Annotated in this window: 25 protein-coding genes; 10 read left to right on the top strand and 15 right to left on the bottom strand. The window is 40.8% G+C overall.

The annotated features are described in order from the left end of the window. Window positions 1-2: 2 nt before the first annotated feature. Both ACK4EX_RS06665 and ACK4EX_RS06670 read left to right on the top strand, forming a co-directional pair. Entirely contained in the window at window positions 3-827 is an 825-nt protein-coding gene (locus tag ACK4EX_RS06665; protein WP_409771040.1) for an Omp28 family outer membrane lipoprotein, read from the top strand. Between the two features lie 51 nt (window positions 828-878). Further along, a complete protein-coding gene (locus ACK4EX_RS06670; protein ID WP_409771041.1) occupies window positions 879-1,619 on the top strand; it encodes an SIMPL domain-containing protein in 741 nt (246 codons plus the stop codon). A gap of 69 nt (window positions 1,620-1,688) precedes the next feature. On the opposite strand, the gene gap is transcribed toward ACK4EX_RS06670, so the two are convergent. The 5 genes from gap to ACK4EX_RS06695 all read right to left on the bottom strand — a co-directional run bounded on the left by gap (window position 1,689) and on the right by ACK4EX_RS06695 (window position 6,076). After that, entirely contained in the window at window positions 1,689-2,699 is a 1,011-nt protein-coding gene (gene gap, locus ACK4EX_RS06675; protein WP_409771043.1) for a type I glyceraldehyde-3-phosphate dehydrogenase, read from the bottom strand. Window positions 2,700-2,710: 11 nt separating this feature from the next. Beyond that, a complete protein-coding gene (gene pfkA, locus ACK4EX_RS06680) occupies window positions 2,711-3,694 on the bottom strand; it encodes a 6-phosphofructokinase (RefSeq protein WP_409771045.1) in 984 nt (327 codons plus the stop codon). A gap of 99 nt (window positions 3,695-3,793) precedes the next feature. Continuing rightward, complete coding sequence (gene dnaJ, locus ACK4EX_RS06685; protein ID WP_409771048.1) at window positions 3,794-4,894, bottom strand: molecular chaperone DnaJ; 1,101 nt, start codon at window positions 4,892-4,894, stop codon at window positions 3,794-3,796. An 11-nt stretch (window positions 4,895-4,905) separates the two neighbouring features. Beyond that, on the bottom strand, window positions 4,906-5,448 hold the full coding sequence (locus ACK4EX_RS06690) for a nucleotide exchange factor GrpE (protein WP_409771051.1): 543 nt from the start codon (window positions 5,446-5,448) through the stop codon (window positions 4,906-4,908). A gap of 85 nt (window positions 5,449-5,533) precedes the next feature. Next, window positions 5,534-6,076 (bottom strand): TlpA family protein disulfide reductase, encoded by a 543-nt coding sequence (locus ACK4EX_RS06695; protein ID WP_409771054.1) that lies wholly within the window; start codon window positions 6,074-6,076, stop codon window positions 5,534-5,536. 86 nt (window positions 6,077-6,162) lie between these two features. Between ACK4EX_RS06695 and ACK4EX_RS06700 the strand changes: the two genes are divergently transcribed. Beyond that, a complete protein-coding gene (locus ACK4EX_RS06700) occupies window positions 6,163-6,510 on the top strand; it encodes a hypothetical protein (RefSeq protein WP_409771055.1) in 348 nt (115 codons plus the stop codon). A gap of 8 nt (window positions 6,511-6,518) precedes the next feature. Here ACK4EX_RS06700 and ACK4EX_RS06705 read toward each other — a convergent pair whose 3' ends face one another. The 9 genes from ACK4EX_RS06705 to ACK4EX_RS06745 form a co-directional block, all read right to left on the bottom strand. Continuing rightward, window positions 6,519-7,523 (bottom strand): FAD:protein FMN transferase, encoded by a 1,005-nt coding sequence (locus tag ACK4EX_RS06705; protein WP_409771058.1) that lies wholly within the window; start codon window positions 7,521-7,523, stop codon window positions 6,519-6,521. 148 nt (window positions 7,524-7,671) lie between these two features. After that, window positions 7,672-8,976, bottom strand: a complete 1,305-nt coding sequence (nqrF, locus tag ACK4EX_RS06710) for an NADH:ubiquinone reductase (Na(+)-transporting) subunit F (RefSeq protein ID WP_409771061.1) — start codon at window positions 8,974-8,976, stop codon at window positions 7,672-7,674. Between the two features lie 11 nt (window positions 8,977-8,987). Then, window positions 8,988-9,605: an NADH:ubiquinone reductase (Na(+)-transporting) subunit E gene (nqrE, locus tag ACK4EX_RS06715; RefSeq protein WP_124398651.1), complete on the bottom strand. Its 618-nt coding sequence runs from the start codon at window positions 9,603-9,605 to the stop codon at window positions 8,988-8,990. A 15-nt stretch (window positions 9,606-9,620) separates the two neighbouring features. Next, window positions 9,621-10,304, bottom strand: a complete 684-nt coding sequence (locus ACK4EX_RS06720; RefSeq protein ID WP_409771063.1) for an NADH:ubiquinone reductase (Na(+)-transporting) subunit D — start codon at window positions 10,302-10,304, stop codon at window positions 9,621-9,623. A 4-nt stretch (window positions 10,305-10,308) separates the two neighbouring features. Next, window positions 10,309-10,998, bottom strand: coding sequence for an NADH:ubiquinone reductase (Na(+)-transporting) subunit C (gene nqrC / locus ACK4EX_RS06725; protein ID WP_409771066.1), 690 nt, complete (start codon window positions 10,996-10,998; stop codon window positions 10,309-10,311). Window positions 10,999-11,002: 4 nt separating this feature from the next. Beyond that, on the bottom strand, window positions 11,003-12,196 hold the full coding sequence (locus ACK4EX_RS06730; protein ID WP_409771068.1) for an NADH:ubiquinone reductase (Na(+)-transporting) subunit B: 1,194 nt from the start codon (window positions 12,194-12,196) through the stop codon (window positions 11,003-11,005). 35 nt (window positions 12,197-12,231) lie between these two features. Beyond that, window positions 12,232-13,581, bottom strand: a complete 1,350-nt coding sequence (locus ACK4EX_RS06735; protein ID WP_409771070.1) for a Na(+)-translocating NADH-quinone reductase subunit A — start codon at window positions 13,579-13,581, stop codon at window positions 12,232-12,234. A 153-nt stretch (window positions 13,582-13,734) separates the two neighbouring features. Next, on the bottom strand, window positions 13,735-13,911 hold the full coding sequence (locus tag ACK4EX_RS06740; protein WP_409771072.1) for a hypothetical protein: 177 nt from the start codon (window positions 13,909-13,911) through the stop codon (window positions 13,735-13,737). A 31-nt stretch (window positions 13,912-13,942) separates the two neighbouring features. Then, window positions 13,943-15,616, bottom strand: coding sequence for a M20/M25/M40 family metallo-hydrolase (locus ACK4EX_RS06745; protein WP_409771075.1), 1,674 nt, complete (start codon window positions 15,614-15,616; stop codon window positions 13,943-13,945). Between ACK4EX_RS06745 and ACK4EX_RS06750 the strand changes: the two genes are divergently transcribed. Further along, the gene (locus ACK4EX_RS06750; protein ID WP_409771077.1) at window positions 15,601-16,332 is read left to right on the top strand and encodes a hypothetical protein; all 732 of its coding nucleotides are present in this window, start codon (window positions 15,601-15,603) and stop codon (window positions 16,330-16,332) included. The genes ACK4EX_RS06745 and ACK4EX_RS06750 overlap by 16 nt on opposite strands. On the opposite strand, the gene asnB is transcribed toward ACK4EX_RS06750, so the two are convergent. Then, complete coding sequence (gene asnB, locus ACK4EX_RS06755) at window positions 16,308-18,206, bottom strand: asparagine synthase (glutamine-hydrolyzing) (protein ID WP_409771079.1); 1,899 nt, start codon at window positions 18,204-18,206, stop codon at window positions 16,308-16,310. The two genes, ACK4EX_RS06750 and asnB, sit on opposite strands and share 25 nt — an antisense overlap. A gap of 42 nt (window positions 18,207-18,248) precedes the next feature. Between asnB and ACK4EX_RS06760 the strand changes: the two genes are divergently transcribed. The 6 genes from ACK4EX_RS06760 (at window position 18,249) to tsaB (ending at window position 24,395) form a co-directional block, all read left to right on the top strand. Beyond that, complete coding sequence (locus ACK4EX_RS06760) at window positions 18,249-19,199, top strand: class I SAM-dependent methyltransferase (RefSeq protein WP_409771081.1); 951 nt, start codon at window positions 18,249-18,251, stop codon at window positions 19,197-19,199. Next, window positions 19,129-19,986, top strand: a complete 858-nt coding sequence (locus ACK4EX_RS06765) for a class I SAM-dependent methyltransferase (RefSeq protein ID WP_409771084.1) — start codon at window positions 19,129-19,131, stop codon at window positions 19,984-19,986. The genes ACK4EX_RS06760 and ACK4EX_RS06765 overlap by 71 nt, the downstream gene beginning before the upstream one ends. Window positions 19,987-20,125: 139 nt before the next feature. Next, window positions 20,126-21,016, top strand: a complete 891-nt coding sequence (locus ACK4EX_RS06770) for a glycosyltransferase family 4 protein (protein WP_409771086.1) — start codon at window positions 20,126-20,128, stop codon at window positions 21,014-21,016. An 11-nt stretch (window positions 21,017-21,027) separates the two neighbouring features. After that, on the top strand, window positions 21,028-22,455 hold the full coding sequence (locus tag ACK4EX_RS06775) for a TolC family protein (RefSeq protein WP_409771089.1): 1,428 nt from the start codon (window positions 21,028-21,030) through the stop codon (window positions 22,453-22,455). Window positions 22,456-22,458: 3 nt separating this feature from the next. Beyond that, complete coding sequence (locus tag ACK4EX_RS06780) at window positions 22,459-23,730, top strand: efflux RND transporter periplasmic adaptor subunit (RefSeq protein WP_409771092.1); 1,272 nt, start codon at window positions 22,459-22,461, stop codon at window positions 23,728-23,730. Then, entirely contained in the window at window positions 23,730-24,395 is a 666-nt protein-coding gene (gene tsaB / locus ACK4EX_RS06785) for a tRNA (adenosine(37)-N6)-threonylcarbamoyltransferase complex dimerization subunit type 1 TsaB (protein ID WP_409771095.1), read from the top strand. The genes ACK4EX_RS06780 and tsaB overlap by 1 nt, the downstream gene beginning before the upstream one ends. Window positions 24,396-24,516: the final 121 nt, after the last annotated feature.

Raw genomic sequence — 24,516 nt, forward strand, 5'->3', positions numbered from 1 at the left:
TAATGCTCAAAAAATTAGGACTGCTAATAAGCCTATTAGCACTTGAGATCGGTTGTGATTACATCTCTGACCCGATTAAGCATGGCCAGGGAGGGCAAAATGGCAATCAGGAGGTAAAGCGGGTTGTACTGCTTGAAGAATTTACAGGCCACCAGTGTCAAAACTGTCCGGAAGCACACGCGGTAGCTCGCGTACTAAAAGATCAATATGGCGCACAAATAGCTGTGATTGCGATTCACGCCGGTAGTTTTGCAAATGTTTCAGCGGAATATCCGTATGATTTTCGCACTCAGGTAGGCAACGAACTCTTTGCTTTTTTCAATGGATTTGCCGTACCATCAGGCATGGTTAATCGAAAAGACTATTCTACTTCTCGCACCCATTTAAAAACGCATACCTCTTGGAATACACTTGTAGCCGAAGAAGCAGCCAAAGATCCGGATCTCGATATACGAATCACTAAAACTTATAACTCCTCTGCACGCCTGCTTACTGTAAAGACTGACCTCAAAGGCCTTAGGAATGTTCACGGAAATTTCAAACTTTCAGTGTTTTTAACCGAGAGCGGCATAATCTCACCGCAGAAAAACGGCAGTCAACGCATTGAAAATTACACACACAACAATGTTTTGCGCGCATCCTTAAACGGCACATACGGCACACAAGTAATGACCGGCGGAATTGCCCAGAACAAAGAGGAATCATATGAATTTTCGATTACCCTTCCTGCTGAATGGGTAGCTGAAAGCTGCGAGATCATCGCTTTTGTGTATGACGCTGATACATATTACGTAGCTCAGGCTGCCAAAAAATATGTCAGAGACTAATCAGTTTTTTCCACGTGCCCTTCTAGCAAAGGTATAAACAATAAATACACCATGAAAAACAAAACAAACTTGCTTGCCATTAGTGTCTTGTCTCTTTCTTCAATCATCGTGGCTCTTATTCTCAAAAGCGCCTACATCGCTCGCATCCAGTCTAATGATACCATCTCGGTAACGGGACTCGGCAGTAAAGATTTTGACAGCGACCTGATCGTTTGGTCTGGTACTTTTACACGCATCAATAAAGATTTAAAAAGGGCTTATGCAGAAATTGATCAGGATCGCGAAACTGTTAAAAGGTATCTGATTTCAAAAGGCATTAAAGAGGAAAATATCGTTTTTCAGAGCATTAACATCAATCGCGAGTCTAAAAACGAATATGACGCTAACTATAATTTGAGAAAAAGTATTTTCGTGGGGTACAATCTATCGCAATCCGTCACGATCGAATCAAACGATGTAGATAAAGTAGAAGCCGTTGCGCGTTCTATTACAGAACTCATAAATCAGGGCATTGAATTTTACTCCAACAGGCCGCAATATTTTTATACGAAACTTGCTGAGCTCAAACTTGAGATGATCGAGGCTGCTACAAAAGATGCTTATACGCGAGCCAAAAAAATTGCTGAAAATTCTGGAAGTAATGTGTACAAGTTAAAAAGAGCTTCGATGGGGGTTTTTCAGATTGTTGCACAAAACTCATCTGAAGACTTCACCTGGGGTGGAGCATTTAATACTGATAGCCGTAAAAAAACTGCCTCAATAACTGTAAAGCTCGAATATCTAACCAGATAGAGAAGATAAAAAATTAACCCGGCATACATGAATCTGTTAGCCGGGTTTTTATTTGCTTGAATTCAGTTTTTAAATTATTCCGGAAATCTTAGCCCATTTTACGACAAGGTCAGCCACACGAGCGGAATATCCGGCTTCGTTGTCATACCAGCCTACTACCTTCACAACTCTGCCATTGGCAGCTGTAAGCTCTGAGTCAAAGATGCAGGAATAAGGTGATCCAATAATGTCAGCTGATACAATAGGATCTTCGCAATATTGCATAATGCCAGCCAATTCTTTTTCAGCAGCCGCTTTCATGGCTGCATTGATTTCTTCTACAGTCACTTCGCGGCTCAATACTGCAGTGAGGTCAGTTACAGACCCAGTAGGTGTAGGCACTCTAAGGGCATAGCCATCGAGTTTGCCCTTAAGCTCTGGCAATACCTTGCCCACTGCCTTTGCTGCTCCGGTACTGGTAGGCACTATGGATAGTGCGGCAGCTCGAGCTCTACGAAGATCTTTGTGAGGGGCGTCTTGAAGATTTTGATCGGCTGTATAGGCGTGTACAGTAGTCATGTATCCACTCTCAATTCCAAATTTTTCATGAAGTACTTTGGCCATGGGAGCCAGGCAGTTAGTAGTACATGAGGCATTGCTGATGATGTTTTCATCGGCAGTGAGCTTATCGTCATTTACACCGAGTACAAACATTTTTACATCGCCTTCAGCCGGAGCGGTTAAGATCACTTTTTTAGCACCGGCGGTTAGGTGTTTGCTCATTTTTTCGCGATTTCTGAATACGCCGGTTGATTCTACCACAATGTCGATTCCCAACTCTCCCCAGGGAAGTAGTTCCGGATCTTTCTGCGCAAATACTTTTATTGATTTGCCATTAACGATGATAGCATTGTCTTCTGAAGAAACTGGATATTTAAATCTGCCGTGAATAGAGTCGTATTTTAATAGATGTGCCAAGGTATGAGCATCGGTGAGGTCGTTAATAGCAACTACCTCAATAGCGGGATTTTCGATGAGGTTTCTAAACGAGAGTCTTCCTATTCTCCCAAAACCGTTGATGGCGACTTTAATCGTACTCATAATAATTGTATTTAGATGGTTAAAATTTTATTGATTCGAATAAGTTCTGGATTTATATAAGCTCTGCGCGTAATGGCCTCTTCGAATGGGGTATAGATCACCTGATTGTGCATTACGCCGGCCATCACTTTATTGCGGCCAATTAATAGTCCTTCTACAGCAGCTACGCCAAGCTTAGAGGCAAGTACGCGATCAAAAACCGTTGGCGAGCCACCTCTTTGAAGGTGTCCAAGAATGGTAACTTTTATATCGAGATGCGGAAATTTTGCCTTGAGATGGTCAGATATTTCGAAAATGTTTCCCAATTTGTTTCCTTCGGCTACTACTATAATGTTTGAGAATTTTTTGTTTTGGCCAGCTCTTTCGATAGACTGGTAAAGTTGATCGTAAGTGATGCTGTTTTCAGGCATGATCACCTCAAGAGCTCCTGCAGCTATGGCCGAGCGCAAAGCAATAAATCCGCTGTCGCGACCCATTACCTCAACCAGAAAGAGACGGTCGTGTGAAGAAGCCGTGTCTCGAATCTTATCAATACACTCGATGGCGGTATTCGTTGCCGTGTCAAAGCCAATGGTAAAATCAGTTCCATAAAGGTCGTTGTCAATCGTTCCCGGTACGCCTATTACCTGAAAGTCGAATTCTTCTGAAAAAATTTTAGCGCCTGTAAAGCTTCCATCTCCGCCGATTACAATTAGAGCATCAATTCCGGCTTTTACTAAATTCTCGTATGCCTGTTTTCGGCCTTCAGTCGTGCGGAAGCGCTGGCTACGGGCCGATTTAAGAAATGTACCGCCGTGATTGAGGATATATTTTACAGATCTGGAATCTAATTCTTCAAATGTGGCGTCTATCAATCCTTCATAGCCGTTGTAAACACCTGATACTCTCTTACCATAATACACTGCGCTACGCACTACGGCTCTAATGGCTGCATTCATTCCAGGCGCATCGCCTCCGGAGGTGAGAACAGCTATGTGAGAAGGTACTTTTAGCATAAAAATATATTGAACTCAGGGCAAACTTAGTGTTCTTTGTACGCTTACACAACTGACGAATGTCAATGAACCACTAAAGATTGCTCTGAGTTCGAGTAGTTAAGAGAACATTTCTTTTACTTTTTCAAAGAAAGACTTATCGGTTTTATCAGGAGCGGGTTTGAAGTTAGGGTCATAGGCCCACGACTGCATGATGCGCTGTTGCTCGGGCGTAAGCTTTTTGGGTATCCACACATTCACGTGAATCAAAAGATCACCCCTATCATACCCATTGATATTGGGGATGCCCTTTCCTTTTAGTCTTAAAATCTTACCGCTTTGTGTACCAGGTTCAAGTTTTACTCTCAGCTTAGAACCAAAATAGGGAATTTCTACCTGAGTGCCAAGCACTGCATCGGGTATTGAGATGTAGAGATCATAGTGCAGATTGGTACCTTCGCGTTTGAAGAGTTCGTGTTCTACTTCTTCGATTTGAATGATTAAATCTCCCGGCTTACCACCACCTGGTGCCTCATTTCCTTTGCCGCGCATTTGCAATTGCATACCTTCTACAGCACCGGGGGGTATTTGAATGGTTACGGTATCTTCCACTTTTTCTAATCCATCAGGGCCTACGCCAGGTGGCACATTTGTGATGGTTTTACCTGTTCCCATACAATGGCCGCAGGCCGACTCTGCCCGCATAGCCCCGAAGATGGTGTTTTGCACCTTGTATACCCTACCACTTCCATTACAGATGCGGCACGTTGTAAAGTTTACACCCTTAGCCAGTACCGACCGTTTTATTTTGATTTTCTTCTCAGCACCATTGATGATGTCTTCGAGAGTAACTTTGATTTTTACTCGAAGATTTGAACCCTTGGCTGAACTTCTGCTTCCAGAAAAGCCAAATTCGTCACCAAAGCCAAAGATGTCTTTGAAGCGATCGAAGATGTCATAGGGGTCCATGTCGGCATACTGACCACCAGCAGACGAAGTAGCTGCGTGGCCATATCTGTCGTACATGGCGCGTTTTTCAGGGTCGCTAAGCACTTCATAGGCTTCAGCGGCCTCTTTGAATTTTTCTTCAGCCTCCTTGTTGTTTGGGTTTTTATCAGGATGGTACTGGATGGCCAGCTTCCGATAGGCTTTTTTAATCTCATCGGCCGTAGCATTACGGCTCACACCCAGCACTTCGTAGTAATCTCTTTTAGCAGCCATACCTACCGCATTTATTCACCAACTACTACTTTGGCATATCTCAGTACCTTTTCACCGAGCATATAGCCACGTTCTACTTCGTCCACCACCTTTCCCTTCATGTCTTCGCTTGGAGCAGGAATTTTGGTGATGGCTTCCATAGACTCTACATCGAAGTCCTTTCCACTGGCTGATTCCATTGGCTTTAAGCCCTTGTGAATCATAATGTCCAGCATTTTGTGATGGATCAACTTAAAGCCTTCTAAAACCGGATCACCTGAAATTTTGTCACCTAAATTTTTAAAGGCTCTGTCAAAATCATCTAAAACAGGCAACAAGGCTTGCATGAGCTCCTTGTTGGCCGTTTGTACAAGCTCAATGCGCTCTTTGGCATTTCGCTTTCTAAAATTTTCAAAATCAGCGTATAAACGCAAATATTTATCTTTCAATTCTGCAAGTTCTTCGTCTTCTGAAATAGTGGGTTCAGGCGCTTCGTTTTCAGCGCTTCCCGGTTGATGGGTATCTATAATTGGGTTTTGTACTTCCTCAACGGGTTCTTTTACGTTTTCTTCCATTTTTTAACAGAGTAAATTTGGCTTTGGCAATAAATCAAAAGTGCTGCCATCAGATTTTAATCCGACAAAATGGCTTGTTTGATTATTAGCGCTGATTGGTGCGAAGTCCTTCAAGGGCGCGTTCGAGTGCCTGCCCTCTCAATCCCCGAGCTATGATAACCCCTTTTTCATCAATAAGATAGGTCATCGGAATTGAATTTACATTGTAAATACGTGCAGGCTCTGATTTCCAGAATTTTAAGTCACTTACGTGATTCGGCCAAATGAGCCCGTCATCAGCTATTGCCTTTTGCCAATCAGCTTTATTCTGATCAAGGGATACGGAATATATTTCAAAGCCATTAGCTTTACCAAATTTGGCATCTTTATAAGTGCGATACAGGCGAACAAGATTCGGATTTTCCATACGGCATGGCCTACACCACGAAGCCCAAAAGTCAATTAGAACAATCTTGCCCCTTAAATCCGAGAGCTTGAGAATTTTGTTATCCGGATTGGGGAAAGCAAGCTCGGGAGCTGTATCGCCTACACTAAGACCAACGGATTGATTCTTTTGTTTATATGAAAAAAAAGCAAGTGTTGTAAAAGACAAAATTGCTACCACAAATAAGACTGAAAAATTTTTCACGTTTAGAATTATTACGTTGAGCAAAGTTATTAAATTTTATTTTTCTTTGTATTTATGGTCGATTACAAAGCCTGTATTAAACAGATATGAAACACAGCAGTGTAAGTAAAGCAGCTTATGAACTGTTAACCATTCAGTCAATTGATAGCCCAACCGATTTACACAACGGTTTAGATGAATTGCTCAATAGACATTTAGATCGCCATTTCATCATTGATGTAACAAAAATTACACTGAAAGAATCGCATTCAAAAGAATTGCAAAAACTCCTTGATAAATATCGAAGTAGCAATAGATCAATAATTTATATCACAAAGATTGAAGATTTAAGTCATTTTGACGAGCGTGCTCCGGTGGTGCCCACTTTGCAAGAGGCCATTGACTTTTTAGAGATGGAAGAAATCGAGCGAAAACTGACAGGAGAAGAAGAATAGCCTGCTAATCACCGTTCGACGTACTTTGAAAATCCCTCAGAACGCCAGGTTTCGTAGCCTTTATATCGATCGAAGTAGATAAAAAGGTATTCAAATTCCGGATGTTTAAAGGCAAATTGCTTGGCTTCTTGAAGTCCCATCACCAGTAGTGCGGTTGCAAGCCCATCAGCAGTGGCGCAGTCATCAGCCATCACTGATACACTTAAGAGGTTGTGGTTAGTAGGGTATCCGGTCTTGGGATTGATTGTGTGTGACAAGCGCGAACCATTAGGCAAAGTTCTATACTTTCGGTAACTGCCTGAGGTAGCCAGCGATTTGTCTTTGAGTTTTACTACAGTTTGAAATTTTTGATTGTTTGGATCATCAACGGGTTTCTCAATGCCAATCAGCCAGATTTTATTATTGATGTTCTTGCCTTTGCAACGCACTTCTCCTCCCACCTCTACCATATAATTCTGTATGCCTTTTGACTCTAAAAATTCAGCAATCACGTCCACAGTATAGCCTTGGGCTATGGCATTGAGGTCCAATTTCATTCCTGCAGGAAGTTTTACGGAAGTCGAATCATAAGCAATTTTTGAAAAACCAATAAAATTCAGCACAGAATCAACTTTCGAGGAGTCAATTGCACCAGTGAAGTTTGGGTCTTCAATTTTCCAAAGCTGAACAAGCGGATACACTGTTATATCAAATAAGCCATCTGTCATTTGATAAATCTTATCGGAGAGTTTGAGCACATTGTAAAAATGTGTTTCAATTGGAGTCACTTCACCTGCATTCAACCGGGAAATGGTGCTAGACGGCACGTAGGTGCTCATCTCCTGATCTACAAAAGCAAAGATGCTATCTATCTCTCGCTGATAATCTGTGCCTTGGATGGTGATGTATTGTATGTTGTACGTTGTGCCTTGAGCTTTGCCGCGATTTATGCGCATTACCTCTTCGCCCACCTTTGGTTGGCATGCTTGAATCATGAAAGTCAATAAAAATATGAGTTTAAAAAGTGATTTCATTTGTTAAGCAATTTTTTTTTCGCGTAAAGTGATTGATAAATAAGAAGAGTTGTTGTTTGTATTTCCTTTTTCTACAAGGAATATTTACCCAAATACCAAAAGAGCAAGTATAAAAAAAGCCCCTTGCAATAGGGGCTTTTTTCCGGGATTATCCACCAAAGTCGTCAAACGATATATTTTCTTTGGGTACACCCCAATCGTCGAGCATTTTAAGCACTGCAGCATTCATCATGGGAGGACCGCAGAAGTAATATTCAACTTCCTCTGGTTCAGGATGGAATTTCAGGTAATTGTCGATGAGCGCCTGGTGCACGAATCCTACGAAACCATCCGCCTCACGGTCATTGATGTCTTTAGCCACTTTCCAGTTGTCTTCAGGGAGCGGCTCTGAGAGCACAACATAGAATCTGAAGTTGGGGAATTCTTTTTCAATTTTGCGGAAGTGATCTATGTAAAAGAGCTCTCTTCGGCTGCGGCCGCCGTACCAGTACGAAACTTTTCTGGTGGTCTTAAGTGTGTGGAACAAGTGGAAGATATGTGCACGCAGAGGGGCCATACCTGCGCCACCACCTATATAGATCATCTCTTTGTCGGTATTCTTAATGAAGAATTCACCATAAGGACCAGAGATGGTTACCTTATCTCCCGGCTTGCGCGAGAAGATGTAAGAAGAGCAAATACCAGGGTTTACATCCATCCATTTGTTTTTAGCTCTGTCCCAAGGTGGGGTAGCGATACGAATATTGAGCATAATAATATTGCCCTCAGCAGGATGGTTTGCCATTGAGTATGCACGAAAGATAGGCTCATCGCTAACCATCTTGAGCGACCACATATCGTATTTATCCCAATCAGGCTTAAACTTATCAGGACCGGCTGGATCATCTGGATGTGGACGAATATCTATGTCTTTAAAATCTACAGTTGTAGGTGGAACGTCGATCTGGATATAGCCACCAGCCTCGAAATGTAGATTTTCGCCCTCAGGTAGTTTTACAACAAACTCTTTGATAAAAGTTGCAACGTTATAGTTCGATACTACTTCGCATTCCCACTTTTTAATACCGAAAACTTCCTCGGGCACGCGAATTTTCATATCGCCCTTTACTTTTACCTGGCAGCCGAGTCTCCAGTGGTCTTGAATCTGCTTTCGGGTGAAGTAACCTACCTCTGTAGGCAGAATTTCACCACCACCTTCCAGCACCTGGCACTTACACATGGCACATGTGCCACCGCCACCACAGGCTGAAGGTAAAAATATTTTATTGTTGCTGAGCGTAGAGAGGAGTGTGCCTCCGGCTTCTACTTCCAGAATAGTTCCATTTACATCCAACTTCACTAAACCACCAGGCGAAAGCTTGGCTTTAGCATAGAGCAGGATAGAAACGAGCAGAAGTATTACGACAAAGAATACTACTGCACTTACTACGATCACATTTACACTCAATAGCATATGTCCTCCGATTAAAGTTTAATACCCATAAAACTCATAAAAGCCAAGCCCATAAGGCCCGTGATGATAAAAGTGATGCCGAGACCGCGCAAAGGTGCTGGAACATTCGAATATTTAATCTTTTCGCGGATGGCAGCAATAGCCACGATGGCAAGAAACCAACCAATACCGCTTCCAATGCCAAATACGGTTGCCTCAGTAATAGTCGAGTAAGCTCTTTCTTGCATAAAAAGGGCTCCACCGAGGATTGAGCAGTTTACAGCAATTAGAGGCAGGAATATACCGAGTGCATTGTATAGTGCGGGTGCAAACTTTTCGACAGTCATCTCTACGAGCTGAACCATAGATGCAATAACTGCTATAAACATAATGAAGCTCAAAAAGCTGAGATCGACAGTAGCAAAGGATGGATCAATCCATTTTAATGCTCCTTCTTTGAGTACATAATTCTCCAGCAGATAGTTGATAGGTATAGTAATGCCCAATACAAAGATTACAGCTAATCCAAGACCCACTGCTGTGCGCACGGTTTTAGAAACAGCCAGATATGAACACATCCCGAGAAAATATGCGAAAATCATATTTTCTACGAATATTGATTTAACGAATATGTTGATTAAGTCTTGCATGGTAATCGGTCGTTTTTAAATTTTTTCAATCAGTTTAGTGTTTCTTGACCTTTGTATCCAGATGATTATGGCAACAGTGATTAGTGCCATAGGAGGCAGCAGCATTAAGCCGTTATTTGCGTAGAAACCTCCATTTGAAAGCATCCAGGATTTTGGAATCACCGGAATGTCCAACAAAGTTCCATTGCCAAGCAGCTCGCGGAAGAACGCTACCGCAATGAGAATAACACCGTAACCAAGTGCATTTCCGATACCATCGAGGAAGGATTTCCATGGTGTATTACCTAAGGCAAAGGCCTCAAACCGACCCATAATAATACAATTGGTTATGATCAATCCAACGAACACTGAAAGCTGTTTGCTAATGTCGTACACATAAGCTTTGAGTACCTGGTCCACTAAGATCACCAGAGACGCAACTACGACAAGCTGTACAATGATTCGAATTCTGTTAGGAATATAGTTTCTCATCAATGAGATTACTACATTACCAACAGCTAGAACAAACATCACTGACAAAGACATTACAATGGCCGGCTTCAACTTTACTGTAATAGCAAGTGCCGAGCAAATGCCTAAAACCTGGACAGTTATTGGGTTATTGTCATTTAAAGGGTCAGTAATGAGCTTGCGGTTCTTTTTCGAGAAAAGAGGTTCGCTCTCTTTTACCTGAATTTTTTTCTCTGCTACTTCACTCATGGCATTACTTGTTGTAAGATTTCAGAAAACCGATATAATTTTTCAAATTGTCCCTAAGCATGGCATCTACCCCCACTGAAGTAATTGTTCCACCAGAAATACCATTGACTTGATAATCTCCAGAGGCATCGCCTTTTCGAACTTCGATGGAAACAAACTCATCTCCTTTAATAATTTTTTTGTTGGCGAACTGGCTTTGAAAACCTGCCGTATTGATTTCAGCTCCTAAACCCGGAGTTTCCGATTTGTGGTCAAATGTGGCGCCATAAACGGTTTCTACATCATCGTTTAGAGCAATATATCCCCAGATAGGACCCCAAAGACCCTTTCCTCTCAAAGGAATGATGTAATAAGTTTTACCGTCTTTTTCAGCTACGAAAAGCGGATTTAGTCGCTGATCAGCGGGTTTTTTGATCTCATCAGCCAGGTTTACTTTGAGTGCATCCACACCTCCTACTTCTTGTCCATTTTTAATCACGAGGGATTTTTTAATGTATTGGTCGAAGGCTTTTTCTGCTTCGTTGCGCTCAACGTTTACACCGATAGATTTAAGGATATTCTGTTTGATTTCGAGATCAATGTTCTTTTGCTGCTTATCCCTAAGCGATATAGCAGTGAAAGACAGGAGGGCTGCTACGATAACAACCATCACGGCAGCAAAGGTGAAAGTATAGCCGTTGCTATTTACGTTCATTTTCTTAGGCTTTTACAGTTTGGAGTTTCATTCTTTTCATGCGCTTCTTAATGTTTGCTTCCACTACATAGTGGTCAATCAGCGGAGCAAACACATTCATCAGCAGGATGGCCAGCATAATACCTTCAGGATAAGCCGGATTAAATACGCGAATCATGATAGCAAAAAATCCAATTAGGAAACCATAAATCCATTTGCCTTTTTCAGTTTGTGCAGCACTTACTGGGTCAGTAGCCATAAAGACGATCCCGAAAGCAAATCCGCCCATAATCAGATGCTGCCAGGCAGGAATGCTCATAAATCCCTTCATCTCAGGAGTAATGGCTGCAGAACTTACAGCATTGAAGATTAATCCCATTGTAAGGGCACCAAGTACTCCGGAGAGCATAATCTTCCAGCTACCAACACCTGTGGCAATTAAGATCACAGCCCCAATCAATATGGCCAATGTAGATGTTTCGCCCACAGACCCGGGAATGAAACCTAAAAACATGTCGATCGCTGAAAAATCGGTCTTACCAGTGGTGGCAAGATCGCCCAGTGCAGTAGCTCCAGAGTAGCCATCAACGGCTTCTCCCTTAAGCATACCACCAATCCATACTTTTTCGCCTGACATGTAAGATGGGTATGCGAAGAAGGCAAAAACACGTGCTGTGAGTGCCGGATTAAGTATGTTCATCCCGGTACCACCAAACACCTCTTTACCTATTACCACAGCAAATACTACTGATATTGCCAACATCCACAGCGGAATATCGATGGGCATAATCAGCGGAATGAGCATACCTGTTACGAGGTATCCTTCATTGATTTGATGCCCCTTAACAATGGCCATTCCGAACTCAATGCCCAGACCTACACCATAAGACACAATGAGCATCGGTATAATCTTAGTAGCACCGTAGAGGAACATATCCCAGAAAGTAACCACCTCGAGCATGCCAGCTGCTTTGAAGTGCTGGTACCCGGCGTTGTACATTCCGAAAAGCAGTGCCGGGATGAGTGCCACTATTACGGTAAACATGGTCCTCTTAAGATCAATGCCGTCGCGAATGTGAGCACCTCTCGCTGGCGTTGTATGACCGGGCACAAATAAAAAGGTGTAAAATGCATCGTAAGCCGGCCAGTACTTGTGCAATTTGCCTCCCTTTTCAAATTGTGGTCTTAGGGAGTCCATGAAGTTTTGAATTGCTTTCATTCTTCAAAAAATTATATCATTCAACATTTAATCTACTAACCCACTTCTGATTTTAAGAGTTCTAAGCCTTTGTAAACGGTTTCCTGTACGGGAATTTTTGATGTACAAACGACTTCACAGAGTGCGAAGTCTTCCTCTACTACTTCGTACAGACCGAGCTGTTCCATCTTTTCTATGTCGTTCACCATGATGGCCTTGAGCAGCTGTACAGGGTAAATGTCAAAGGGGAAAACTTGTTCGTATTCGCCAGTTACTACAAACGGACGCTCTTCGCCATTCATCTTTGTGTTATAGGGCAGAGCCTTCCCGTTCTGAAACCAATTCAGTAGCGCTCTGTGTATGGTAAATTTTCCGATACCGGGCAGGAGCCAGCCGAGGAATTCAGGTTCGTGATTTTCTTCAAGTACAGAAATTGTGTAATCGTAATATCCGAGGAACCCGTCATCATCTTGACGCACTCCGGTTAGAATATTACCCGAAATTACGCGGGTATGTCCCTCTTTGAGCAAAGGTTTTAATCCCTTGAGTGAACCACCGGAAATGATGTTGTAGTAGCCCGGATTTGATACCATTGGCCCGGCAACTGCTACAATTTTTGAAGCATTATATCGGCCTGTTTCTAGGAGTTCACCTATCATCGCGAGGTCTTGAGGATAGAGATACCAAACGCGTTCACCTCGATTTATGGGATCGATGTAATGTATGTGCACACCTACATTGCCGGCCGGATGCGGGCCAGATACAGTATGGGTTTCAATATTGCCTGAAATCAAGCCTGAAAAAATTTCAGGGTTGGGATTCGAAGCCGCAAAAGTGAGGTGTACTTTTCCATCAGTTAGTTTTTTAATGGCTTCTAATCCGGTTTTTAAATAGTTCTTCTTATCCTTGATTACAAAAAGTGGGTCAGCTGAGATAGGTGCTGTATCTACGCAGGATATAAATATTGCTTTGGGTTTGTCTTCAGGATTTGCGATGCAGCCATACGGACGCTGGCGAACAAGTGTCCACAGGCCTGATGCCAATAATTTTTCAATGATTTGCTCTCTCGAGGCATTTTCCGGATTGAGCTTTCCAAAATCGATGTATTCAATTTCTTTATCTGCAAGGATCTTTATTGCCAGTAATTTTCGTTTTTCACCTCTTACAATCTCTACAACCTGTCCGCTTACCGGGCTTGGTATTGTGATTCTGTGATCGTCTTTACTGTAAATGATTGGTTGACCAGCCTTTACGGTATTGCCTTCCTTCACCGAAAGTTTTGGGTGAAGAAATTTAAAATCATCTGGCTTAATGGCATAAACATCGGCCTTCAAATCTCCCAACACCTCTTGCTTTGGCTGGCCTGTTATCTTTATATCAGCACCTTTTTTTATTCTGATATTCATTCAATTGATTGTTTTGAGAGCGCACAAAATTATACAGCTACAAAATTTAATTGTTTGCTTTCTAAAAATTTGTGAAAGGCTCTAAACGATTTTAAAAGATTATTTGTAACTCAAATCATAAAAAAACCGGCTCTCAGGCCGGCTTTGAAATCTTTAGGAAGGTTTTTTGCTTGAGCAGCAGCCTTTTGCTTCACTTTTTTCTGAGCTGCAGCTTTTCTTTTCAGCTTTCTCAGTTTTACATCCTTCTTTTTCAGACTTTTTTTCGGGTTCAGTTGCCATCATCATAAGAGGAAGGGCTGCAATAGCAAAGAACAATGCGATTTTTTTCATTTGTAATAAAAAATTTTTAATGTGAACAAAATTACTCAAATAAAACATTCAGTTCCAAAATTTTTTCTGCCCGAAGTACCTGAACAGGAGCAGTATCCCCTTTTTCGTAGCGGGAGAGGGCTTCCATGTAGTCACGAATGTTTCGAATAGGCATATCGCCAATTTTTACAATGTAGTCTCCTTTCATTATACCAGCTTTATCCGCAGGCTTTCCTTTGGTTACTCCTTCTACCTCCAGACCTTTATTGTCAGAATTATAGCCGGGCATAATGCCCATAGTTACAGATAAGCGTACAGGTCGACTCTCAAGCTGATCGTCTGTAGGTGTGAAAGTAAGCGGTAGTTCAAGCTGAGCCAGATAGTCAATCAGGCTTGCACTTAGGGCCACTATGTCGCGAATTCCAAAGACGTTAATGCGCGCCGGTATGTCAGAGGGCTTGTGGTAATCGGGATGCAAACCTGTAAAAAAGTGAAGTACCGGAATGTTTTGGTTGTAAAAAGATGTATGGTCAGAAGGACCCCTACCACCTCGTGACAGTTGGTAAATTATGTTGTAACAGGGAAGTTTTCTAAAAGCGCTTTCCCACTCTGGCATTGTACCCGTACCGCTAATTTTTAAATTTCTGTCATCTCCAAGTCGACCTATCATATCAAAATTGAGCATAGCGGTGATCCTATCCATTGGATACGTGGGGTTGCTCACCCAGTGCTTTGAACCCAGAAGGCCCTGCTCTTCAGCACCGAAAAACAAAAAAAGGTAATTGAAATTTCTATTTCCATGTTCTGCAATGTAGTTGGCTAAAGCCAAAGCACCGGCTACACCTGATGCATTGTCATCAGCGCCTGGATGTATTTGTGGCTCACCTCTATAGGTCGAATTCTTATCTCCCATTCCCAAGTGATCGTAGTGAGCTCCGATTACAATAGTGTAAGGCGCTCCGTTTTCCCAAAAACCGGCAATATTGTATGTAGTAACCTGATTTTCTGATATTTGAGTGATAACTTTTATCCGTTTTTGTTTTTGTAAACCCTCGAGTAAGTCTTTTGAAATGTACCAAACGGGTAAACCGATAGGCTCTTTCGTTTCAAAAAATCGATCAGGAACCGGAATGCCAGAAACCCTCGTACTCGTGAGCAAAATTCCCTTTGCTTTGTGGTCTTGGAGCAGTTGTATTACATCTTGAATTTTAAATGTCTTGAAATCGATTCCATGATTTTCGTACAATTCTTTAAGGGAGAATAGGTCGATCATTGCGATTTTTTTGTGCACTTTTCGAGGTTCTATTAAGGCAAGAACACCACTCTGAACAGTGAAGGCGGGTGAAATCAAGCGACCCTTCGCTTTTCCATTTTCTGAAAAGCGAGTAGGATAGACCAGTTCATTGGGCTTCACAATGGTTTTTCTGGTTTTTATTAAGGTGTTATCTGAGATTTTTACCTGCAGTTTTACAGAAAAAGGCTGCGTGTAGTTGCCAGCTTCACCCATCGGAATAAATCCGAGCTCTTTGAGATTTTCAATGATAAAAGCAACTGTGATCGAATCTCCTTGCGATCCGGGGTAACGACCTTGAAACCGCTCTGATGCCAGCTCATTTACCACATAACTGATTTTATCCACAGGAATGACTTCTGCGTCCACACACTTTTGGGCGTAGCCACATAAGAGTAAAAACTGAAAGGAGAGAACATATGTTATCCTTTTCATCTGAACGAAATTTTTACGAATGTACAATGACGACCACTGAGCAAACCAAAGTGTTTCTATACGTTTTAAAATTTGAAGGTTTTTTAAACAGATGGCGGGCCTTTACCCTGATGGGCAAAAACAAATGGAAAAAGGAACTCGAGCAGACCTTTGGATTTTTTAAAATGATGGGCACAGGCTCAGGCAATGGATTTGGAATTATACCAGACTTTGGCACCTATATTATTATAACCACCGCAAAAAATCACCTTATTCTTGTAGAATCCATCTACATTAAAGCGCTTTTAAAGCGCGTAAAAAGTCTGAAAATCTACGAGATGATGCCACTAAAGAGCCACGGCTTGTGGAATGGCCGAAATCCGTTCGAACACATTTCAGTTGCCCACGTATCTGAGTATGACTATCCTCAGCTATCGGTCATCACCCGTGGAAGTATAAAGCGCTCGCTTTGGCGGAAATTCTGGAAGTTTGTGCCTGAGGTAGCCCGCCAGATACCTTCTGAGGCTCTTTATTCCGTAGGTATGGGCGAGTTGCCCTTAGTGGAGCAAGCCACATTTAGCGTATGGAAAAGCGAAGAAGACATGCTCCAATGGGCATATCAAAACAAGACGCATAGAAATGTGATCGCCCTTACTCATAGCCTGAAGTGGTACGACGAAGAGCTGTTTGCCAGATTTCGCTGCCGCGAAATTCAGTGTGTTGAATCCATCCACTGATCAAACCACATCTGAAACATTAATAAAATCCACATTCTCTGGTGATCGATTTTTAAGTCGCTATTCAAAAAAAACTGTACGCTTTGTTTTACCGCTTTGGGATTAAAAAAACCTTGTCGCTTTACCTTGTATTCGTTTAAATGTTCATCTATCATCCATTTGAGTTCATTTTTCAGCCACTTGTGAATCGGTATTCCAAAACCCATTTTTGGTCTATCCATAATCGTTTCTGGTACATATTTATGTACAATGTGTCGCAAAATTGCCTTTTGTATCCTTTTATCTTTTATTTTAAAATGATCGGGTAAACTAAAGGCATATTCAATAACTCTGTAATCTAAAAGAGGCTCTCTTCCTTCTAAACTTACTGACATAGTAGAGCGATCAACTTTTGTGAGAATATCTTCTGGAAGATACATGTAAAAATCGGTTAATAGAATAGAATTTAAAAGAGATCCATTGGCAATTTCAGGTAAATATATTTCTTTTAATGGATCACAATATCTTTTACTATTTATCATCTTTTGTATTTGGAAAGGGGAAAAAACACTAAGCTGATTTAGGAACAGTTTTGATACCTCTTTTTCTGATAAATATGTATTCAATTTCCAAACGAAATCGTATTTAAAAATATTTTTTTCATTCGGTAAAAAACGCGTTAATCCTCTAATTATGTTTTTAAAAGTTGGGTAAATGGACAAGACTTTTCTCAATTGTCGCTGAGCTTTCAGATGTCGTTGATAACCAGCAAAAAGTTCATCGCCTCCGTCAGCAGAAAGACTTACGGTGACGTGTTGTCGAGCCAGTTTGCTCACGAGCATGGTGGGCACTGCTGAGGAGTCGCCAAAGGGTTCATCGAAATGAAAGGGAATTTTTGGCACAAGATCAATTGCATCGCTCTGTTTGCAGGTGATGGTGGTGTGATCTGTGCCGAGATATCGGGCCACTGTTTCGGCATGATTTGCTTCGTTATATACTACATCATCGAATCCAATGGTAAATGTTTTTAGCCGGGAAGTCATTTCTGACTGAATCAATGCTGTTACGGCCGTACTGTCATACCCTCCACTCAAAAAAACGCCTACTGGTACATCGGCCACCATTCGCATTTTAAAAGCATCTTTTAACAGTACTTCAAGCTTTTCAGCTGTTTCTTCAAAAGATTCATTTTGATATATTTTTTTAATTGGTGTCCAATAAATAAAGGACCTTAATTCATTTTTGATTAAATTGTATTCGATGATTTGCGCTGGCTGTACTTTTTTTATAGATTGAAAAATAGTAGCAGGTGCAGGAATGTATCCTAAATAAAAATAGGTGTATACTGCTGAATAATCTATATCATTTTTTGATGGATTTAGCTGTAAAATAGACTTTAATTCTGAAGCAAAAATGAGATTGCCATTAGACTGCAAAGAATAATACAATGGCTTCACCCCTACTCTATCTCGAATCAGATATATTTTTTCTTTTTTTATATCATATAAAACGATTGCAAACATTCCATTGATTTTCTCTGTGAATGAAATTCCATATTTTTTGTACAAGTAGATCAAAACCTCTGTATCACTCTCTGAGATAAATTTTACTCCATCCTTTTGTAGTTCTGCTTTTAGATTTCTAAAGTTGTAAATTTCACCATTAAATACGATTACTACATCTTTTTCGCTGGAAAACATGGGTTGATGACCACCAGGAGATAAATCGATGATCGCTAATCTTTTAAATCCAAAATACACTGAATATTTTTCTGTTTTCAGCATTTCAATTCCCTCGTCATCCGGACCACGATGATGTATTAAATCTATGGCTTTTTTTATCTTTTCTTCCGCAACAGAATTGGAAAAATCAACAATACCAGCAAAACCGCACATACGTGTACATTTGTTGCAATCAAAGGTATGACTACCTTATAAATGACCTTAAAGTATTACCACAAAGACACAAAGACGTATTTCTCAGAACAAGGAAGCTACCTAATTGCATCAGAGGCAAAGGTTCCGATTGTACGAGGCATACCGAGATTTGTAGCATCTTCAGAATATGCAGAGGCATTCGGAGTGCAATGGAACCGGTTCAAGAAGCTGCAGCTCGACAGCTTCACGGGCACACATTACACGCGTGAAAGACTCAAGCGATGCTTGGGATCAGATGTAGAACAAGTTTTAGAAGATAAACTGGTACTCGAAGCCGGCAGTGGTGCCGGTAGATTCACTGAGCACTTGGCATCCCATTGTAAGGAATTGTACACCTTTGACCTTAGCAGCGCAATTGATGCTAATTATGAGAACAACCACAATGAAAATACACACTTTTTTCAGGGAGATATTTTAAATATTCCTTTTGAAGATGAGGTATATGATCTGGTAATTTGTTTAGGAGTTTTACAACATACTCCCAGCACTGAAAAAGCCTTACAAGAACTTTGGAGAGTAGTAAAACCGGGTGGAAAACTTATTGCTGATCACTACCATTTCAGATGGTCATATTATACTACTGTTGTGCCTTTTTTCCGAGTTTTTTTAAAGAGATTACCACCACAATATTCCATGAAAATAGTAAAAAAATTGGTCGATATCTTTTTTCCATTACATTGGAAGTTCAGACACTCAAAAATTCTTAAATGGATTCTCGGTCATATTTCACCAGTCCTTACTAACATTGAAGCATTCGAAGAGAAAGGCTACGAATTCAATAAAGACACTGCTTACCTTGAAACCTACGATGCGCTCACAGATTACTACAAGAGATTAATCACTAAATCAAAATTGTTGAGAATATTAAAAAACTTAGACAATGTCGAAAATATTACAATCGAAAGAGGAGGAAATGGTTGGGAATTCAGAGTCACAAAAAAACTTGGTTGAAAAGACCTCGCCCGAATATTGGGATGCATTCTGGGAAACAAATCAAATTCCCAATGAAATTGTCATTAATAAAAAGCATATAAATTCCTATTTACATACAGAATTTGACGCCTTTTTTAAGAAACATATTGATAAAGGAAAAGAAAAAAAACTCATTGAGCTTGGATGTGGTAATAGTGTTTGGTTGCCGTATTTTTATAAAAACTTTAATCTGGATGTTTCTGGTTTAGACTATTCAGATTTGGGATGTGAAAGAAGTCGATTTATTTTAAAAAAATACAACACACCAGGAAGGATTTTTGAAGGTGATTTGTTTTATCCTCCTGAAGAATTAAAAGGCAAGTTTGACTATGTGGTTAGTTTTGGGGTAATCGAACACTTTCGAGATACTGTAGAAGTACTAAAAGCTCATGCAAAGTATCTTAATATTTCAGGTAAGATCATTGTTTCTGTGCCGAATATGTGCGGATTTACGGGCTGGTATCAGAAGGTAATGAACCGCGCAGTGTATGACACGCATGTGCCAATTGATAAAAATCACCTTGAAGAGGCATTGCTTAAGGCTGGATTTAAAAACATCGAAGTACAATATATATTGCCCATTGCAGTATCTGCTCAAATCGATGGCGCGCATAAAACTTCGTTTGTATCGTTCAAAAAACTTTTGACCTTAAACCTTTCAAGATTGACTAAAATTATTTGGGCTATTGAAATTTATACTTCGCTGAAATTTCCAAGATCTCGTACTTTTTCTCCAGCACTTTTAGCCTATGCCGAAAAAGAGTAAAATACTATTTTTTTACCCAGAAATATCGCCATTTATACAAAAAGATATTCACTTCTTCAGAGAGTATTTTTCGGTAGTGGAATATGCGTTTAATGTAAAGTACAAGTGGCTACTTCCTGTATATTTCATCAGACAATTTTTGTTTTTAACTGTTCAAATATGGACATCTAAAAAAATTGTTTGTCGATTTGGTGGTTATCACGCACTCCTGCCAGTACTTCTTGGCAATTTTCTCCAAAAGAATACATTTGTAATTTTTGGTGGAGTTGAAGCACATTGCATCCCTGAAATTAACTATGGATTTTGTACTAAAAAAACTCTTTTTTTTGTGAATAAAATCATACAGAAATATACGGATAAAATACTCGTAGTTCATCGCAGTTTATATGATACAGAGTACAAATATTTTAAGACAAAAGGAAAACAAGGATTAAAAAATTTATACAATATACCTTCAGAAAAGGTAATCGAATTAAAAAATGGATATTCAACAGATATTTACAAGATTAAGAATTATGACAGAAGTCCATGGTCATTTATCACAGCTACAGGGCGTATAAATCAACAGACGTTTTACCTGAAAGGCTTGGATTTATTGATTGATCTTTGTGAGAAAATGCCATTTATCAAGGCAACTATCGTTGGTACCTGGCAGTTAAATGGAACAACGTTACCAAAAAACATCACTTGTTTGCCAAAAATGACTCCTTCAGAATTGTCAGAGGTGTACAACAAACACACTTTTTATTTACAGCTTTCGATGGCAGAGGGATTTCCGAATGCACTTTGTGAAGCGATGCTGTGCGGATGTATACCTATAGGCTCCGATGTATTTGGGATACCTGAAATTATAGGAGATACAGGGTTCCTGTTGAGAGAAAAAAATATTGATGAGTTAATTCGAATAATCGAAAATTTAAAGAATTTTGACCTGAAGAATCTCTCTGAAAAGGCAGCTGAGCGCATTATACAGAAATTTAGCCTTGAAGAGAGAAATAAAAGATTTTTAAAGATTTTACGTTACGACTGAAATTCAGCAGTATGCTTCAGAAAAATATCACAATACTTGTTCTTTCTACTAGTGTTTTTTTTCAATCATTCGCACAGAAACCTCTAGGATTCGAAGAATGTTTAGCGCTGGCCTATTCCAGAAATCTGACCATCAAACGCGCACAACTCTCCAGGCAACGTGCTGAATCACTTGCCTCCTTAGCTAAATACAACCTTACTCCCTCGCTCAACGGATCTTTTGGCTACACATATAATTTCGGTTTGAACATCGACCCGGTGCGAAATGTGATCGGACGAGAGACGCGCCAAATCGGCAACATCGGCCTTAATACGCAGTGGGTGCTCTTTGATGGTCTTCAAAACTATCACAACATCAAGAGAACACAGTTTAATCTACTGGCCGAAAATGAAAACATCGAAACAGCAAAAAACGACCTAACCCTTAACCTTGCTCAACTCTATCTGCAGGCCCTTGTGAATGAGGAACTTCTGAGAGTTGCTGAGCAACAGCTCGAACTGACCGAAAAACAACTGAAACGCACAAAAGAACTCGTAGATGCAGGCGTGCTGCCTGAAGTGCGCCTGCAAGAGACTCAGGCACAATACTATCGAGAGCAGCAAAATGTAGTATTAGCAAAAAACAACCTCGACATCGCCTTGCTCCAATTGGCAAATCTGATGCTGTACGACGGGACAGAAAGCTTACGCATTAAGCCCTTAACGTCAGAAATTCCTGTGGTGGACTACTCCGGCTACATACCCAGCGACATCTATAGAGAAGCATTTCAAAATAATCCGTCCTTAAAATCAGCCCGACTCCTTGAAAATGCTGGAGAACACGAAGTAAAACAAGCCCTTGGTACGCGATTTCCACTCATTGCTTTGGTAGCCGGTATTTCGACCAATTACGCCAACACGGTACCTAATATTACCGGCAACCAAACTGTAACAATTCCTATTGGTGTGACTCAAGACGGAGTGCCTGTTTTTACAACTATCAGTCAACCCGTGATCGATTCTGAAAAGCCAATTAAGCCCTTTAAAAACCAAGTCGTAGATAACGTTAATGAGTTTTTAGGCATCTCGGTACAAATACCGCTATGGTCGCGTTACCAAATTACAAATACGCTTAACAATGCTCGAATTAACTATGAACTGGCTAAAGTGAACTACCAACAAGCTCAGATTTCACTTTATCAGAACGTTCAACAAGCGCATGCGCAGTTTATGGCAGCAAAATCAGGTTTGGAGGCAGCTACCAAAGCTGAGCGCGCAGCTCGCACTGCCTATGAAAATGCTGAACAGCGCTACGCGAATGGGCTACTCGATCAAGTGCAACTAGAAAGCTTTAAAATCAACTATGCCAATGCGCAAAGCCAGCTGACAAGGGCCAAATACGAATACATTTTCCGCTCAAAAATCATTGAATTTATCCTTACAAATACCATAAAACTTTAAGGAATGAAAAAACGAACCCTACTGATAGGTGCAGCAATTCTTCTGATTGTTGTCTTAATAGTACTGAGAAAACAAGGAATAATCGGTGGCGCAGGAGAAATTTTGGAAGTAGAAACTGATGTAGTGTCGAGAGGTGACATCATTGAAACAGTTACCGCCTCAGGAAAGGTCCAACCTGTTACGATGGTGAAGATTAGCCCTGAAGTTCCGGGTGAAATCATTGAATTACTGGTAAAGGAGGGGCAAACAGTAAAAAAAGGCGACCTGCTCTTGCGCATCAATCCCGATATTTATCAAGCAGCTGTAAATCGGGCTGAAGCCGCCCTTAACTCGGCCCGGGCAAATCTTTCAACAGCCAAGGCTACTCTGTTGGAGGCTGAGAGAGTTTATAAACGCAACCAACCCCTAAAAGCATCTGGCGCCATCTCGCCGGGGGAGTTTGACGCCATCGAGCGAGCCTTTAACGTTGCTAAATTTCAAGCTGAAGCTGCTGAATATCAACTGAAAAGTGCAGAAGCATCTTATAAAGAAGCACGCGACAACTTGCGCAGAACGACCATTTATGCCCCCATCGATGGGTTGGTGAGTAAACTGAATGTAGAAATAGGTGAACGTGTAGTGGGTACTGCTCAAATGGCGGGTACAGAGGTGATGCGCATCGTAGATCTAAGCGAAATGGAGGTAGTGACAGAAGTAAACGAAAACGACATAAATAAAATAAAAATCGGCGACTCCGTTTCCATCGAAGTAGATGCCGTATCAGATAAACCTTTTTATGGCCATGTTACTCGAGTGGCATATTCATCCAACACAAATCTTTTGAATCAACAGCAAGTAAGCACCGACCAAATAACCAACTTCGAAGTGCGCATTCGCATACACCCGGCCTCTTATGCGCATCTGGTCGAAAAAACAAAATATCCCTTTAAACCCGGCATGAGTGCGGCAGTAGAAATCTTCTGCCAAAAAGTAGAAAACGCCTTGCGCGTACCGGTAAGGGCCGTAACTGTGCGATCTGACTCGGCAACAGCCCGTATTAAATCTGGTGAACAAAACAAAGACAATGCGTTTGAATGCGTCTTTGTGGTAGATGGAAACAAAGCCCAGATGAGAAAAGTGGAAATTGGCATTCAAGACGAAAACTATTTTGAAATTCGAAGGGGACTTTCTGAAAACGAAGAAATTATCGTAGGACCTTACACCGTTGTAAATCAAAAACTCAAGCACAACTCTCCTATCAAGGTTAAGACTAAAAAAGACAAGATTGAGAAGTAATGCAAGTTGCCTTTGATACATCTACACCCATGTGCAGCGTAGCTCTGCATGTAGGTGATCAGGTAGATAGTATTAACGAGATTCTGAAAGACAACAGTCATTCAGAGGCAATTTTTAATTTCATTGAAAAGTTGCTTGATAGTAATAAGGCAAGTGTTAAGGATCTAAAAGCCATCGCAATAGGAATGGGACCAGGATCGTACACAGGGCTTCGCGTGGCTGCCTCCGCAGCAAAGGGATTAGCTTATGCACTCGATATCCCAATCTATGGCGTGAGTAGTTTGAGATTGATATATGAAACTTTTTTAAAAAGTTATAATTCTATTACCCCTGATGACCTTGTAATTTCATGCATTGATGCACGGAGGATGGAGGTGTATGCCTCAGCTTTTACTTGGCGAGGTGAAGCCGTATTTGAAAATAAAGCCGTAAAAGCTAATGCTGAAACCTGGAAGGAACTAGAAAAACAATTCAAGACAATATACATAGTAGGAATGGGTGTGGCAAAGTTGAAAGAGGTGCTTACCTTGAGGAATGTTGAAATAATAGAGGGTATTTATCCATTAGCAGGGCAGATATTTTCTCAGAATGTAAAGTCTTACTTACAACTTCTCGATGTAGCCTATTTCGAACCAATTTATGTAAAGCAGTTTGGCGAGTTGTAAAAATTGAGCGACTATTCGATGTATTATCCTTTCTAAAAAAAGCTAAAATGCCTTTGAGTGGATTGAATGGAGATAAGAAGCTGAACGATTTTTTTTAAAAATTGGAAAAAATTTTTAGGAC

This window comes from Thermaurantimonas sp. (assembly GCF_046299575.1).
Lineage (GTDB): Bacteria > Bacteroidota > Bacteroidia > Flavobacteriales > Schleiferiaceae > Thermaurantimonas.

Bases quoted from the DNA above. Each gene is read 5' to 3' on its own strand.
- dnaJ (WP_409771048.1), bottom strand. From the start codon at position 4,894: ATGGCTGCTAAAAGAGATTACTACGAAGTGCTGGGTGTGAGCCGTAAT.
- nqrC (WP_409771066.1), bottom strand. From the start codon at position 10,998: ATGAACGTAAATAGCAACGGCTATACTTTCACCTTTGCTGCCGTGATG.
- ACK4EX_RS06735 (WP_409771070.1), bottom strand. From the start codon at position 13,581: ATGAATATCAGAATAAAAAAAGGTGCTGATATAAAGATAACAGGCCAG.
- ACK4EX_RS06690 (WP_409771051.1), bottom strand. From the start codon at position 5,448: ATGGAAGAAAACGTAAAAGAACCCGTTGAGGAAGTACAAAACCCAATT.
- ACK4EX_RS06765 (WP_409771084.1), top strand. From the start codon at position 19,129: ATGTCGAAAATATTACAATCGAAAGAGGAGGAAATGGTTGGGAATTCA.
- ACK4EX_RS06760 (WP_409771081.1), top strand. From the start codon at position 18,249: ATGACCTTAAAGTATTACCACAAAGACACAAAGACGTATTTCTCAGAA.
- tsaB (WP_409771095.1), top strand. From the start codon at position 23,730: ATGCAAGTTGCCTTTGATACATCTACACCCATGTGCAGCGTAGCTCTG.
- nqrE (WP_124398651.1), bottom strand. From the start codon at position 9,605: ATGCAAGACTTAATCAACATATTCGTTAAATCAATATTCGTAGAAAAT.
- ACK4EX_RS06775 (WP_409771089.1), top strand. From the start codon at position 21,028: ATGCTTCAGAAAAATATCACAATACTTGTTCTTTCTACTAGTGTTTTT.
- ACK4EX_RS06730 (WP_409771068.1), bottom strand. From the start codon at position 12,196: ATGAAAGCAATTCAAAACTTCATGGACTCCCTAAGACCACAATTTGAA.
- ACK4EX_RS06750 (WP_409771077.1), top strand. From the start codon at position 15,601: ATGTTATCCTTTTCATCTGAACGAAATTTTTACGAATGTACAATGACG.
- gap (WP_409771043.1), bottom strand. From the start codon at position 2,699: ATGAGTACGATTAAAGTCGCCATCAACGGTTTTGGGAGAATAGGAAGA.
- ACK4EX_RS06670 (WP_409771041.1), top strand. From the start codon at position 879: ATGAAAAACAAAACAAACTTGCTTGCCATTAGTGTCTTGTCTCTTTCT.
- ACK4EX_RS06720 (WP_409771063.1), bottom strand. From the start codon at position 10,304: ATGAGTGAAGTAGCAGAGAAAAAAATTCAGGTAAAAGAGAGCGAACCT.
- nqrF (WP_409771061.1), bottom strand. From the start codon at position 8,976: ATGCTATTGAGTGTAAATGTGATCGTAGTAAGTGCAGTAGTATTCTTT.
- ACK4EX_RS06780 (WP_409771092.1), top strand. From the start codon at position 22,459: ATGAAAAAACGAACCCTACTGATAGGTGCAGCAATTCTTCTGATTGTT.
- ACK4EX_RS06740 (WP_409771072.1), bottom strand. From the start codon at position 13,911: ATGAAAAAAATCGCATTGTTCTTTGCTATTGCAGCCCTTCCTCTTATG.
- ACK4EX_RS06705 (WP_409771058.1), bottom strand. From the start codon at position 7,523: ATGAAATCACTTTTTAAACTCATATTTTTATTGACTTTCATGATTCAA.
- ACK4EX_RS06665 (WP_409771040.1), top strand. From the start codon at position 3: ATGCTCAAAAAATTAGGACTGCTAATAAGCCTATTAGCACTTGAGATC.
- asnB (WP_409771079.1), bottom strand. From the start codon at position 18,206: ATGTGCGGTTTTGCTGGTATTGTTGATTTTTCCAATTCTGTTGCGGAA.
- ACK4EX_RS06745 (WP_409771075.1), bottom strand. From the start codon at position 15,616: ATGAAAAGGATAACATATGTTCTCTCCTTTCAGTTTTTACTCTTATGT.
- pfkA (WP_409771045.1), bottom strand. From the start codon at position 3,694: ATGCTAAAAGTACCTTCTCACATAGCTGTTCTCACCTCCGGAGGCGAT.
- ACK4EX_RS06700 (WP_409771055.1), top strand. From the start codon at position 6,163: ATGAAACACAGCAGTGTAAGTAAAGCAGCTTATGAACTGTTAACCATT.